The 13936-nt window shown below is 70.4% G+C and carries 12 protein-coding genes; 2 read left to right on the forward strand and 10 right to left on the reverse strand.

Features of this window, described 5'->3' with window-relative positions; genetic code table 11:
• Nucleotides 1-30: 30 nt before the first annotated feature.
• The 3 genes from CPH93_RS32500 to CPH93_RS32515 all read right to left on the reverse strand — a co-directional run bounded on the left by CPH93_RS32500 (nucleotide 31) and on the right by CPH93_RS32515 (nucleotide 3279).
• Entirely contained in the window at nucleotides 31-1290 is a 1260-nt protein-coding gene (locus tag CPH93_RS32500) for a PP2C family protein-serine/threonine phosphatase (protein WP_096214890.1), read from the reverse strand.
• 246 nt (nucleotides 1291-1536) lie between these two features.
• Nucleotides 1537-2007, reverse strand: a complete 471-nt coding sequence (locus CPH93_RS32510; RefSeq protein WP_096214892.1) for a RidA family protein — start codon at nucleotides 2005-2007, stop codon at nucleotides 1537-1539.
• Between the two features lie 12 nt (nucleotides 2008-2019).
• On the reverse strand, nucleotides 2020-3279 hold the full coding sequence (locus CPH93_RS32515; RefSeq protein ID WP_096214893.1) for a multidrug effflux MFS transporter: 1260 nt from the start codon (nucleotides 3277-3279) through the stop codon (nucleotides 2020-2022).
• Between the two features lie 228 nt (nucleotides 3280-3507).
• Here CPH93_RS32515 and CPH93_RS32520 point away from each other — a divergent pair, with 228 nt between their 5' ends.
• On the forward strand, nucleotides 3508-4305 hold the full coding sequence (locus CPH93_RS32520) for a PhzF family phenazine biosynthesis protein (RefSeq protein ID WP_096214894.1): 798 nt from the start codon (nucleotides 3508-3510) through the stop codon (nucleotides 4303-4305).
• 92 nt (nucleotides 4306-4397) lie between these two features.
• On the opposite strand, the gene CPH93_RS32525 is transcribed toward CPH93_RS32520, so the two are convergent.
• The 7 genes from CPH93_RS32525 to CPH93_RS32555 form a co-directional block, all read right to left on the reverse strand.
• Complete coding sequence (locus CPH93_RS32525; RefSeq protein ID WP_162501017.1) at nucleotides 4398-5429, reverse strand: zinc-binding dehydrogenase; 1032 nt, start codon at nucleotides 5427-5429, stop codon at nucleotides 4398-4400.
• 70 nt (nucleotides 5430-5499) lie between these two features.
• The gene (locus CPH93_RS32530) at nucleotides 5500-6588 is read right to left on the reverse strand and encodes a prephenate dehydrogenase (RefSeq protein ID WP_443031475.1); all 1089 of its coding nucleotides are present in this window, start codon (nucleotides 6586-6588) and stop codon (nucleotides 5500-5502) included.
• Between the two features lie 18 nt (nucleotides 6589-6606).
• A complete protein-coding gene (locus CPH93_RS32535; protein WP_096214897.1) occupies nucleotides 6607-7920 on the reverse strand; it encodes an aminotransferase-like domain-containing protein in 1314 nt (437 codons plus the stop codon).
• Entirely contained in the window at nucleotides 7920-8831 is a 912-nt protein-coding gene (locus CPH93_RS32540) for a phytanoyl-CoA dioxygenase family protein (protein WP_096214898.1), read from the reverse strand. The genes CPH93_RS32535 and CPH93_RS32540 overlap by 1 nt, the downstream gene beginning before the upstream one ends.
• Nucleotides 8821-9978, reverse strand: a complete 1158-nt coding sequence (locus CPH93_RS32545) for an alpha-hydroxy acid oxidase (protein ID WP_096214899.1) — start codon at nucleotides 9976-9978, stop codon at nucleotides 8821-8823. The genes CPH93_RS32540 and CPH93_RS32545 overlap by 11 nt, the downstream gene beginning before the upstream one ends.
• Nucleotides 9975-11030, reverse strand: coding sequence for a 4-hydroxyphenylpyruvate dioxygenase (gene hppD, locus CPH93_RS32550; RefSeq protein WP_231977034.1), 1056 nt, complete (start codon nucleotides 11028-11030; stop codon nucleotides 9975-9977). The genes CPH93_RS32545 and hppD overlap by 4 nt, the downstream gene beginning before the upstream one ends.
• A gap of 213 nt (nucleotides 11031-11243) precedes the next feature.
• On the reverse strand, nucleotides 11244-11873 hold the full coding sequence (locus tag CPH93_RS32555; protein WP_093648496.1) for a response regulator transcription factor: 630 nt from the start codon (nucleotides 11871-11873) through the stop codon (nucleotides 11244-11246).
• 974 nt (nucleotides 11874-12847) lie between these two features.
• Between CPH93_RS32555 and CPH93_RS32560 the strand changes: the two genes are divergently transcribed.
• Entirely contained in the window at nucleotides 12848-13387 is a 540-nt protein-coding gene (locus CPH93_RS32560; protein ID WP_096214901.1) for a hypothetical protein, read from the forward strand.
• The last annotated feature ends 549 nt before the right edge of the window (nucleotides 13388-13936 follow it).

Genomic DNA, 13936 nt, shown 5'->3' on the forward strand with positions numbered 1-13936 from the left:
TAGCTGTACGAGAACTGGGCCAGGTAGGAGCTACAGCCGGACGATGACGAGGGCGATGTCGTCGGGGGCGCCCGCGCTGACGCCGAGGCGGGCCAGCAGCGCGTCGGCGAGGCGTTCCGGGCTGAGCCTGCTGAGCGGGGCGAGGGCGTCGGTCAGGCGGGTCAGGCTGACGTCGATGTCCTCGTCGCGGCGTTCGATCAGCCCGTCGGTGTAGAGGATGAGGGTGTCGCCGGGCGTGTACGGCACATGGGCCTGGACGCGGGGCACATGTTCGGGGTGGGCGCCCAGGGGCGGGTCGGTGGCCTGGTCCAGGAGGTCGTGGCTGCCGTCGGGGTGCAGCAGGACGGGCGGGGGGTGACCGGCGCTGCTGTAGGTGAGATGGCGGCCGGCGACGTCGATCAGCGCCTGGACGACGGTGGTGGCCAGGGCCTTGTCGACGGACCGGGCGTACAGTCCCAGCACTTTCAGGGCCTGGGCGGGGCCGACGACCGAGCGGTCGGCAGCGCTGAGGGCGCTGCGGAGCATGCCCATGACGGCGGCGGCCTCCAGCCCGTGACCGACGACGTCGCCGACCGCGACCGCGAATCCGCCGCCGGGGAGGTCGACGATGTCGTACCAGTCACCGCAGATGTTCAGCGACCCGATGGCGGGGAGATAGCGCACGGCGATGTCGCGGTGCCGGGCGAGGTCCGGGGAGTGGAGCATCGCCTCCTGGAGGGTGAGGGCCACCTGGCGTTCGCGGGAGTGGGCCCGGCGCAGCTCCTCGTTGAGGTGTTGCAGCGCCCGTGCCCGGACGTACAGCTCGGCCTCCATCGCCTCCTCGCGCTCACTCAGCCGCCCGCCGGGCAGCCGGCGCGAACGGCGGGAGAGGACGAAGGCGGTCACGTCCTCCACCCGGTGGATGATCCAGGCCACCCTGCCGTCCGGTCCGGGGACCGGGGTGTTGATCGTGGACCACCAGCGCTCCTCGAAGTCCCCCGGCCGGTCGGCAAGGGGGATGTCGTACCGCTGGACCGCCATCGTGTCCGGTTCCCCGGTGGCCAGTACGCGGCGCAGCGAGGGATACAGGTTCTGCACCCCCTCGGCATCGGGGTCCGCGGGGTTGTCCGGAAAGGCGTCGAAGACGAACTGTCCCAGCAGGTCGTCCCGGGTCCGGCCCGTCGCATGGAGGTACGCCTCATTGACGTCCACGATCACCAGATCCGGATCGAGGACCAGGCACGCGCTGGGGGTCGCGGCGAACAGCGCCGCATGGTCGAGCTCCGGTCTCCGCACGCGCTCCTGCCCCATCTCCGCCCGCTCACGGCCCCCACCCGGCCAATCTATGAGAGGCCCGGCGCCTTCGCCCGCCAGGAGACCGCCGCGCGACCGGGGGCCCGGAGCGCCGCCTCGCGCCCCCCGCCGCTCCCGGGGCGGCACACGGCACGGCAGCGGCCGGGGATCCGCTCGGCCCGCACCGCTCACCCGAACGGCGGGCAGGCCCGGCCGGGCGGTCAGGTGCGGACCACGAACCCGGCCGGGGCACCGCAGGGCCGGTCAGGGAGCGATGCGTACCACGGCCTCGATCTCGACCGCGATGCCGAACGGCAGGCTCATCATGCCGACGGCCGAACGGGCGTGAGAGCCGCACTCGGGCCCGAAGGCCTCGGTGAGCAGATCCGAGGCGCCCTCCGCGACCACATGCTGTTCCTGGAAATCGGGCGCGGACTGCACCATGACCAGCAGCTTGACGAACTCCCGGATGCGGTCGAGGTCGCCGAGCTCGGCCTGGAGGGCGGAGAGGATGTTCATCGTGACGAGCCGGGCGGCTTCCTTGCCGTCGTCCACCGTGAAGTCCGCGCCCAGCCGGCCCCGGTACTTCACCGAACCGTCGGGGTTGAGCGGACCGTGGCCGGAGACGAAGACCAGCTCGCCGACCGTCTTCGCCGGCACATAATTCGCCAGCTTCGGCAGCAGCGGAGGCAACGTCAGTCCGAGTTCTTCCAGCCGGCGAGTGACCTGACCCATCGGTGTTTCTCCTCAGTCTTCGTTCGGGGTTGCGGAGGTGACGGGCGCGGCAGGTGCCTGCTGGACCGCGCCGGACCCGGTGGTGGGGCGGGCGGCGAAGGCCCGCAGGGAGTGGAAGGCGATCAGGCCCGTGAAGGCGAAGACCGCCACCAGAATCGAGAAGGAGCGGACATCCGGCGGAATCCTGCTCACGAGAAGTGACGCGAAGCTGCCGCCGGCCATCTGCACCGCCCCCAGCAGTCCGGAGGCCGCGCCCGCCATGGCGGAGAACGAGGTCACCCCGCCCGCCACGGACATCGGGAACAGGAAGCCGTTGCCGATGGTCACCGCCGTCATCAGGACCAGCAGCGGCCACGGCGTGTGCGGATCGGTCAGCCCCAGCGCCAGCAGCACCAACGCACCGCTTGAGAAGATCAGATGGCCCCGGACGAGGAGCCGGTCGATCGAGTGCCGCGCGACCAGACGGCGCGACAGCAGGTTTCCCGCGATATAGGCGGCCGCGATGCTGATGTAGCAGTAGCCGTTGATCTCGGTGCTCATGCCCAGGCGTTGGAAGATCACCGGGGAGGCGACGAGGTAGCCGGTGTAGACCGCGTACCCCATGCCCAGGTTGAGGCCGAAGCCCCAGAACTTGGCGCTCGCCAGTAGATGCCGGTAGTTCCCCACCGTCGTCCGCAGCCGCCGCGCCCGGCGCTCCGGCGGCAGCGACTCCGGCACCCGGAGCACGACCGCGACCACGGTGGCCAGCGCGATCAGGGCCGTCAGGAAGAAGGGGGAGCGCCACGACAGAAGGGTGGTCAGATAGCCGCCCATCAGCGGGGAAATGGCCGGTGAGGCGCCGACCACCGGCATGATCGTGGTGAAGACGCGGGCCGCGGTCTGCTGGCCGTACAGATCGCCGACGATGGCGCGGGCCAGGACGAGTCCCGCGCCCGCGCCGAGCGCCTGGAGCAGCCGCGCCGCGGCGAAGACGGCGATGTTCGGCGACAGCGCACAGGCCAGCGAGGCCACCGCGTAGAGCGAGAAGCCGCCGATGACCAGGCGCCGTCGGCCGAGGGCGTCGGACCAGGGCCCGTACAGCAGTTGGGCCACGAGCAGTCCCACGAGGTAGGGACTGAACGTCGCCTGCACTGCCGAGACGGACGTGCCCAGGGCGTGGGCGGTCTGCGCCAGCCCCGGAAGGTTGATGTCCGAGGACATCAGCCCGCCCACGCTCAGCGAGATGAGCACCGCGAGGAGCAACGGCGGGACCTTGGCCTCAGTGCTGTCCATCCCTGCCCTTCCGGACGCCGGTGCGCCCTGGGCCCGCCGCCTGGACGAGGCGGGGCCGGTTGCTGTCCCGTACAACGATCGGTGATGAATCCTAATGATCGCGAGAGTGGTGGACACCCTCCTCTCGGACCGTTGCCCCTGCCCCGTTGGGCTCCGGGATGTGGTCCGAAGAGCGCCAACCGGTACCCGTTTCCCTCGCGACGGCCCGCCGACAGTAGCGTCGGAGGTATGCGTGCCTTCATCGTCGATGCCTTCACCGACCGGCCGTTCGCCGGGAACCCCGCCGGCGTCTGTCTGCTGGACGAGCCGGCCGACGCCGCCTGGATGCAACGGGTCGCCGCCGAACTCAACCTGTCGGAGACGGCCTTTGTTCATCCCGCAGGGGAAAACACCTACGGGCTGCGGTGGTTCACCCCGACCGTGGAAGTCGATCTGTGCGGCCATGCCACGCTGGCCACCGCCCACGTCCTCTACGGGATCCAGCACACCGCCCCTGACACGGATCTGCACTTTGAGACCCTGAGCGGAGTGCTGACCGCCCGCCGGCACCACCAGGGCGCCCTCACTCTGGACTTCCCCGCGGACCCGCCGACCGCCACCCCCGTCCCGTCCCGGCTCGCCAAGGCCCTAGGGGCCGAGCCGGTGTGGACGGGCCGGGCCCGGCACGATCTGCTCGTGGAGCTGCCGAAGGCGGACGCCGTGCGCGAGCTGGCCCCGGACATCGCCGCCCTGGCCGGATTCAGCGGACGGGCAGTGATCGTGACCGCCAGTGCCCCGGAGGGCGACGACCACGACTTCGTCTCCCGGGTCTTCGCCCCCGCCGCCGGCATCCCCGAGGACCCGGTCACCGGCGCCGCGCACTGCGTCCTCGCACCGCACTGGGCCGGACGGCTGGGGCGTACCGCGCTGACCGGTGTGCAACTGTCCGCGCGCGGCGGGCGGGTGGGCGTCGAGCTGAGCGACGACGACCGGGTCACGCTGCTGGGCCACGCGGTGACCGTGTTCGACGGAGAGCTCTCGTCCTGATACCTGAGGCGTGCGCTGCGGGCCCCACATGCTCGTGAGCCCCGCTACCCGGTACGGCTGGGAAGCGGGGCTCACGAGCGTGCTGTGGGCACTCAGGGACGAATGAGCACCTTCAGCGCCTCGCGCGCGGCCATGGCCTTGTAGCCGTCCGGAACCCCGTCCAGCCCGACGGTGCGGTCGAAGATGGCAGAGGCATCGAGCCGCCCGGACAGCACATCGGGCAGGAGCTCGGGGATGTATGCCCGGGCCGGGGTGACCCCGCCGGCGAGGGTGATGTTGCGGCGGTAGAACCGCCGTACGTCGACGCCCTCGCCGTCCTGCGGCACGCCCACATAGCCGACGGCGCCACCGGGACGCGTCATGTCGAGGGCGTCCCGCAGCGCCGCGCCGGTCCCGACGCACTCCAGCACCGCGTCCGCGCCATGGCCGCCGGTGAGCTCCTTGACCCGCTCGACGGCGGCCGCGCCGCGCTCCGCCACCACCTCCACGGCGCCGTACTGGCGGGCCAGGTCGGTACGCCGGGGGTGCCGTCCCAGCACGATGATGCGCGGCGCGCCCAGCCGGGCGGCGGCCAGTACCGCACACAGCCCGACCGCGCCGTCACCGATCACGGCGACGGTGCTGTCCGGACCCACCCGCGCGGAAAGGGCGGCGTGATGCCCCGTGCACAGCACATCGGCCAGCGCCAGGACCGCCGGTACGCGTGGGTCGTCCGGCTCCATCGGCAGGGGGACGAGCGTGCCGTCCGCCAGCGGCACCCGCACCCGCTCGCCCTGGCCGCCGTCCAGTGCCCCGCCCCAGAACCCGCCGTTCAGGCACGAGTTGTGCAGCCCCGCACGGCAGAACTCGCAGCTGCCGTCCGACCACTTGAAGGGGGCGAGCACCAGGTCGCCGGGGCGTACGGAGGTTACCTCCGCGCCGGTTTCCTCCACCACTCCGAGGAATTCGTGCCCGAGCCGGACGCCGTCCGGCGTCGGCGCGAGCTTCTGGTAGCGCCAGAGGTCGCTGCCGCAGATAGCGGCATGGGTGACCTTCACCAACGCGTCGGTCGGCCGGTCGAGCCGGGCGTCGGGCACCTTCCTCACCTGGACGTCCCCTGCCCCGAACATCACTACTGCCCGCACAGTCGCACTCCTGGATTCGCTCGCCAAGGCCCGTTCGGCCCGCTGTCGTTCGGACGCCGCGCACCGGCCGCTATACGTGGACGGTCCACTCGCGGCGCGTGAGATCGGCCGCGAGCCGGCCGGCCGACTCGCCTGCCACGAGGAGTTCCACCAGGCCCGCGTCCTTGTTGGTCGCGTGCTCAAGACGGATGTCCTCGATGTTCGCCCCCGTCAGCGAAGCGTCGGCCAGCAGCCGGGCCAGCTCATTCGCCCGGTCCCGCAGGACGACCCGAACTGATGAGTATGGTAAGGCAGTTCCGCCGTGTTTGCCGGGGATCCTGGCATGGCCCGTGTTGCCCCGGCGGAGCAGAGCGGTCAGTTCCGCGGCGGGGCGGGACCGCGCCGGACCGGCGGGAGCCGCGGCCAGCGTCCGCAGCGCCCGCAGCACCGCGTCGAGGTCCTCGGCGAGCTCGCCCAGGATCTCCGCCACGGCCTCCGCATTGGTCGCGAGGATGTCCGTCCACAGGCCGGCGTCGCCCGCGGCGATCCGGGTGACATCGCGCAGCCCCTGGCCTGCCAGCCGTACCGCGAAGTCCTCGCCGTCGCACAGCCGGGCCGCCATCAGCGTGGCGAGGAGATGCGGCACATGGGAGACCAGCGCGACGGCGCGGTCATGCGCCTCCGGGCCCAGCACGACGGGCACCGAGCCACACAGTCTGACCAGCTCCAGCCCACGGCGCAGCACCGCGGACCGGGTCGCCGGATGCGGCGTGAGCACCCAGGGCCGCCCGTCGAAGAGGTCCGCCCGGCCCGCCCGCGGACCCGAGCGCTCCCGTCCCGCCATGGGATGGCCGCCGACGAACGAGGTCAGATCGCACCCACGGGCCGCCAGCTCGGCCTGGGGGCGGCCCTTCACGCTGGCCACATCGGTGTACGCCTGCGCCAGACCGTCCTTCTGGTGCTCCTCCAGCACCTCCGCCACCGTCGCCGGCGGCACCGCGAGCACCGCGAGGTCCACCGGCGCCGGGGGAGCGCCGAACGTGCCGGCCCCCAGTGCGGCGGCGGTGCGGGCCGCGGCTTCGTCCCGGTCGATGAGGTAGGTGGTCACGCCCCGCGCCGTGAGGGCGAGGGCGACGGAGGTGCCGATGAGGCCGGTGCCGACGACCGCGGCGGTGCGCAGCTCTGGGAGAGCCACGGGCTACCCCTGGCCCATCCGGTGGATGAGGTGCGAGGCGAGCCGCCGCACTCCTTCCTCGATCTGATCCGGCGTCAAATAGCTGGCTGACAACCGGATCTGATGCTCGCCACCGTCGCCCAGATAGAAGTAGCTCATCGGGGTCCAGATCACCCCGTAGTCGCGCGCCGCCTCCTCCAGGAACGCGTTGTCGGCGGCGAACGGCAGGGTCAGTACGAGGAAGAACCCGCCGTCCGGCACGTTCCAGCGCACCTGCCACCGGTCCTGGGGCAGATGCCGCGCGAGCGCGTCCAGCAGCGCCTCCATGTTCCCGCGGTAGAACTCGATGAGGTCCTTGTTGGCGTCCCGCAGCCGGCAGTCATGGGCGACGAGCATGCCGCCGATGACGGCCTGGGCGAGCGCCGGGGTGTTGACCGTGACCATGCTCTTGATCTTCGACAGCTCGTCCGCGAGGAGGGTGCGCCGCCCGTCGTCACCGGTGACCGGCTGGTCGGCGAGGACATAGCCGACCCGCGCCCCCGGGAAGCACGTCTTGGCGAAGGAACCGAAGTAGATCACCTGGTGCCGGGTGTCGAGCGATTTCAGGGTGGGCCGGCGTTCCCCGGTGCGGCTGAAGAACCCGTAGGGGTTGTCCTCCAGCAGCAGCAAGTCCTCTTCGGCGGCGAGGTCGAGCAGCTGGTGCCGCTTAGGGGTGGGCATCGACGTCCCGGAGGGGTTCGAGAAGTCCGGGATCACATAGAGGGCGCGCGGCCGCTTCCCTCGGGCGTGCACCGCGGCGAGCGTGGTCCGCAGCGCGGCGAGGTCCAGCCCGGCCCCGTCCTCGGGGACCGGCACCGTCTCGGCCCCCAGCAACCGCGCCGCGCCCGTGATCCCCACATACCCGGGGTCGGTGACCAGCAGTACGTCGTCCGGGTCGGCGAGCAGCGCCCTGAGCACCAGGACCATCGCCTCCTGGCAGCCCACCGTGATCACGATGCCCGACGGATCGGTGTGGATCCCCTCGTCCTGGGCGATCGTCCGGGCCACCAGCTCGTGGATCTGGCCGTTGGTCCGTCCGTACTGGAAGAGCGCGGTGCGGACCTCCTCGGGGGTGCGCCCGAGGTCCTCTTCCAGGTACCGCGTATAGGTGTCGAGGTAGGTGCTGATCCGGTCCACCTCGAAGAACCCGTCATAGGGACGGCCCGGACCGAACGAGACCGCGTCGGGGTACCGCAGCGTCACCTCGTTGAGGAAGTTCATCACGTCGAGCAGCGGGTCCGAGAGCGACGAGTGGAGATCGGCCGCCCGCAGCCCGGTGTCCGGTCCGGGCCGCCGCATTATGCCTGCTCCTGCCAGAGCACCGGGCAGAACTCCGGGTCCGTGTAGTCGGGGTGGCCGTCGGGCGTCTGCCGGACCAGGACGTCGTTGTTGTAGACGACCTTCTCGCCCGTGGAGATCTGGAACGGCCGGTACTGGTTCGTCCGGTCCTGCAGGTGGAACGAGATCGCCCGGCGGGGACGGTCGCTGCGGTTGACGCCGCTGCCGTGGTACGTACGGCAGTGGTGGAAGCTGATGTGCCCCTTCGGAATGACGACGGGGACCTTGCGGACCGTCTCGTTGTTGAAGGCGGCGTTCTCCTCCAGCATCTCGTCCAGCTCCGACCGGTCCCGCTCGGCGAAGTGCCGGGTGGTCGCGTCGTTCCCGCCCACCTCCTTCCAGCGGTGGCTGCCGTCGACCATCGTGATGGTGCCCATCTCCTCGTCACAGTCGTGGAAGGGGATGAAGGCGGTCAGCATCTCGTCGGAGGTGCAGGTCTGCCAGTAGTGCCGGTCGAAGTGCCAGGGCACGATGGTGCCCTCGTCCTCGGGGCGCGGGGGCTTGTAGATGAGGGTGCTGTTCCACAGCCGTATCTGGCTGGTCCGGGCGATCCGCGCGGCGACCGCGGCGATCACCGGCTTGGACAGGATCCGGCGGACGGTGTCGTCCTCGTAGAAGATGTAGTCGTTGTGCCGGTGGACATCGCCCTTGGACGGGTCCCAGTACGCCAGGCGCGGCGGGCGGACCGGCAGGGTCCGGTCGCGGTGACCGCCGTAGAACCGCTCGCTCGCCTCCACCAGGGTGTCGACCTCGTCGTCGGTGAGCAGCTTGCGCGACAGGTACCAGCCGTGCTCCTGGTAGAACTCCACCTCCTCGTCGGAGGGCAGCAGCTTCCGGTCGTCGGGGCTGAGCTGGAATGCGTCAGTGGTCATCGTTCATCCTTCCGCCGGGCCGTGGAAATCCGTCATGCGCTGCCGTGGCCGGCCCGCGGGCCAGCAGCGTCGGGTCGAGGTCCTTGAGGGACGGACAGCCGGACAGCGCCATGGCGTCCTCCAGTTCGTCCCGCAGCGTGCTGAGCACCTGGCGGGCGCCCGCCTCTCCGTCGGCGGCCAGGCCCCACAGCACCGGACGGCCGACGAAGACCGCCTGCGCGCCCAGGGCCAGCGCCTTGAGTACGTCGGTCCCGTGCCGGACACCGCCGTCGAGGAACACCGGACAGCGGCCGCCGACCGCCCGCACCACCTCCGGCAGCGCGTCCAACGTGGCCGTAGCGCCGTCGAGTTGGCGCCCGCCGTGGTTGGACACCACCAGCCCGTCGACGCCGAGTTCGGCGGCGTGCGCCGCGTCCTCGGCGGTGAGCACGCCCTTGAGGACGAGCGGCAGCCGGGTCTGCGACCGCAGCCAGTCGAGGTCCGACCAGTTCAGCGACGGGTCGATGAAGGCGTCGGCATGCCGGGACAGGGCCGAGCTGCCGTCGCGCCGGTCGTGCAGAAATCCGGTGACCTCGCCGTCCAGATTGCGTGCCGCGATGTGCGGGGGCAGGTGGAAGCCGTGGCGCGCCTCGCGCAGCCGTCTGCCGAGCCGGGGGGTGTCCACGGTGAGCACCAGGGCGCGGAACCCGGCGGCCTCCGCCCGTCGTACCACCTTCTGCAGGACATCGCGCCGGTGCAGCCAGTAGAGCTGCAGCCACAGCGGGCCGGCGGCCGCCGCGGCGATGTCCTCGAAGGTCCGGCTGGCGAAGATGCTGACCACGGTGGGCGCCGACAGGCTCCCGGCGGCCCGGACGGTCGCCAACTCACCCTCTTCGCAGGCGAGTTCGTGGTACGCCATGGGGGCCACGCCGAGCGGTACCCCGACCGGGTCGCCGAGGACCGTGGCCGACAGCTCGCACCGGGCGACATCGACCAGCACCCGGGGCCGGATCCGGACCCGGCCGAACGCGGCGCGGTTGGCGGCCACGGTGCTCTCCGTGCCGGCGCCGCCTTCGACGTAGTGCCAGGTCGCCGCGGGCAATTGGGCCTGGGCGAGCGGAGCGTACTCGTCGACCGTCAGCGGCCGGTCCAGCGTGCCGCCGGTCATCGAGCACCGGCGCCGGCACCGGCCTGGGCCCGCTCGACCGCCTCGTACAGCCCCTTGATGTTGCCGCTGCCGAAGGTCTGCGCCCCGCGCCGCTCGATGAGTTCGAGGAAGAAGGTCCCCCGGGCGTGCGGGGAACGAGTGAAGATCTGGTACAGCAGGCCCCAGTCGTCACGGTCGGCGAGCACGGACAGCTCCCGCAGGACGTCCAGATCGCCGCCGAGGGAACCCACCCGGCCTTCCACCGCCTCGTAATACGTGGCAGGGGTGTGCAGGAACTCGACGCCATCGGACGAGAGTTTCTTCACCGCGGTGGCAATGTCCGAGGTGCCGAAAGCCAGATGCTGGACGCCGGCTCCGCCGTGGGCATCGATGAATGCGTCGATCTGGCCGGGCTTACGCCGCACATCGGGTTCGAGAAACGTGAAGGTGATGGCGCCGGATGCGCTGCGCACCACCTTGGATTCCATCGCCTGGTCGCCGACCTCGATGAACTCCTCGAATGCCTCGGTGAATCCCAGCCCGTGCTGGTAGAAGGAAATGGTGCGGGCGAGTTCACCGGCCGGGAGGCAGACGGCGAAATGGTCGAGAGTATGCAGCTGTTCGCCGCTCTCCACGTTCCCGGCCGTCTCCAGGGCACGCAGATGCGGGCCGGGCAGCTGCCCCTCGTGCGCGTACTGCACAAAGGAATGGACGACGTCGCCGAACGCCGTGACCGCGGCCGTGGTGACCGCGCCGTCCGGCTGCTCCACGACGGACGGGGTGGCCACCGGCTCGGCACCGTGCCCGACCGCCTGCCGGAACGCGCCCTCGGCGTCCCCGGTCCGCAGCGCGATGTTCGCCACCCCGTCCCCGTGGCGGGCCACGTACCGCGCGACCGTCCCGTCGGAGGTCAGGTCGGAGGTCATCAGGAGACGGATGTCGCCCTGGGCGAGCAGAATCGATCTGCGGTCCGTGAGACCGGTTTCCGGACCGCCCTCGGCGATCGCCTCGAATCCGAATGCGGTGCGGTAGTAAAAGGCGGCTTGCCGGGCGTCCCCGACAAAGAATTCCACATGGCTGACGTTTAAGTCACTCAACGAAACCCCCGCTGGGTAGGGCGAGACATGGCTCGCCACCCCTCGGGTAATGGCGAGCAAGCCGTACGAAAGAGTGCAGCCAAATTAACTGTTGGTCGGCATCCGGCAGAACACACCTTCGGAGGCTTGCGCTTCGTCGTTGGTCACCCCGGAATACTCCAATGGTCGCCCGCCGGATACCCCGCTCAACTATCCGAAGATGCCATGTTGGTAGGCGTACAGACCGGCCCGCAGCCGGTCGGGCTGGCCGACTTTCCGCATGGCCTGGGTCAGATGCTTCTTCACGGTGGCCTCGGCCAGGAACAGTTCGGAGGCGATTTCGGAGTTGCTCAGTCCGCGGGCGAGCTTGCCCAGTACGGCGCGTTCACGCTCGGTCAGACGGGCCTCGGCGGGGGAGGGCCCGTCGATCGCCAGCGTCACCTCCACCGGCTGGACTGTGGGCGCCGGCAGGAACACCGCGCCGCCCAGCGCGACCGTCGTCACGGCCCGGATGATCTGGTCCTCGTCCATCGCGGGATCGATACAGCCGTGCACACCGCCCGTGAGCACCTGGGAGACCTCCATGCTCGTGGCGGCGGAGTGCAGCAGAATCGCCTTCGCTCCCGGCGCGGCATGCACCGACAGCAGCTTCTGCGCGGCGGCCGCGTCCGCGGCCAGCCCCTCACGCGTGCCGACGAGGATGACATCCGGCGCTTCCTCGCGGAAGGCGTCCGCGGCCTGCTCCGGGTCGCCGAAGCTGCTGACCACGCGCAACTCCGGTGCCGAAGCCAGTATCGAACGAAGCCCGGCCCGGGTCACCGACTGCTCCGCCACCAGCATCACCCGCACCGCGGGGTGTGCGGGCGGCTCCCCGGACGTGCCCCGACCGGTATCCGGGTCCCACCCCGCGACGCTCCCGTTCCTCCGGGCGCCCCACTGCTCTAAGTGCGTTTCCTCCAGCACCGCAACCCCCGTTCATCCAGAGAACTTCTCTAACCCGAGAACATGTTGTTGGTCGGCGAGCAGAGCGGTCAGGCCTCCGGCCCCCTTGGGGCGTCGGCTCTCCCTGCTCACCCAAGAACAGCGACGGGCCCGCCGGCGCGCTCGCACGGCAGCTGCCCGAGTCCGAGTGCGCACCTGCCGGCACTGCGATACGACGAAGACCGGGCGCGGCACGCTCAACTTCCCTGTCCCCTCGGCGAGTCGGCGGCGTACAGAGTCTCGGCGCCGCTTCCCTCGCCGACTTCCTCCTCTAGCGGCGCGCCGTCCCCCTCAACCCCAACCCATGGGCCGGCGACCTTGTTCCGCGACGAACGTCGCCCCTGTGCGGTCCATGTGTGTCACCTTCTTCCGTGCAGGGCGGGAGGCCGGTCAGCGCGAGCGGGCCCGGGGGTGACCGGAACGGATCGACGGACCGAACGGATTCGGTCAGCCTACTGCCCCAACCGATCACCGAGCCGTTTGAATTCGCCGTGGTATCATCCCCGTTGAGCCCGCACCGCCCCGCAACGGCCCTCCATCGCCGCAACGGCCGATGGGCCCCGCGTCCGTCCAACGCTGTCGCCGATAGCTTTAGAGTGCATGACCCCCGTGGCGTGGTTCGCGGCAGAACAGCCGTCATGTCGGTCCTTGCCCAGCCTTTATCACGCTCTTGCCGAAATTTTGCCCGGTGCTTGGTCAACCTGACGGCCGGGGCACGGTGAGGTCACCTCAGCCGACTCTTGACCAGAAGCGGATCCGACCGCTTCAAGCCCGATTTCCTCAGTGGCCTGCCCACACTCCGCCCCTCCCACGGCACGGCGTATTGTCCTGACATGGATTTCACTGGGAGGGTTTGGGGCACGACTGCCGCCGAGCGCGAGGCGCACTATCCGTGCGACGGACTTCTGACGGTCCCCTATGAAGGCTGGACCCGGGCCGTGGAGGTGGCAGCGCCGTGCGCCACGGTGTTCCGCTGGGTCCGCCAGCTGACCATCGCGCCGTACAGCTACGACTGGATCGACTTCCGCGGCCGGAAGAGCCCCGACCGTCTCACGCCGAACCTGGTTCCCCTGGCTGTCGGACAGCGCTTCCTGGTCTTCGACCTCGTGGACTTCGCCACGGACAAGCACCTCACCGGCGTGCTTCCCGAGGCACCGGCACGGAGGTACGGGCAGATGGCCGTCAGCTATGTCGTCGTTCCGCACGGCGACGGCTGCCGGCTCCTGGTGAAGGTCGTCAGCGAATCGCGACGCCCGCTGATCCGGCGCCTCCAGCAAAGACTCCTCGCCTGGGGGGACCTGGTCATGATGCGCAAGCAACTACTGACACTGAAGAAGTACGCCGAGCGGGACGCGGCGGCGGGGGTGGGGTAGGGAGGCATGGCGGGGGTGGCTGGGGCGGCCGTGCGGAGTTCCGGGGAATGCGGCACCGGAGTACCGGGGCGGCAGACCGGCACAACGCGGGGGCGGAACACGCCGGCAGCAGTGGTCAAGAGGCACTGAACTGGCAGGTAATTCGTAGTTCTCCTGCGATCATCCGCCGATGCCCGGCACTGTGCGGGCGCATCCCCGGGGAACTGCATCCCAGTTCGCCCCCAACAGCATTGTGGCGAGCCGGGATTGAGACTTTCGGCGGGGCGGATGGTGGGGCGTCCTGGTTCTGTGGAAGCAGCCGGGAGGCCGCTCGAAGCGCGAGCCACACTGTTGCCGGCGACTTCCGCTGACTTTCGGTGGACGGTTGTGCACGGCTGCCGGAAGGCGGGAAAGGCGGGCACACGCGCGGCATCCCGGGCTGCTTAGGGGCCCATTCTTGTGAACGGGCCATGACATCAGACGAAACATGGGGGATACAACAGGTAAACGGCAGCGACGCCGCATGTGCCCCGGGGCCCGGGACTTGTGCAACGTCCCCTCCTGGCCTGC

The organism is Streptomyces sp. 2323.1, from assembly GCF_900221035.1.
Taxonomy (GTDB): Bacteria; Actinomycetota; Actinomycetes; order Streptomycetales; family Streptomycetaceae; genus Streptomyces; species Streptomyces sioyaensis.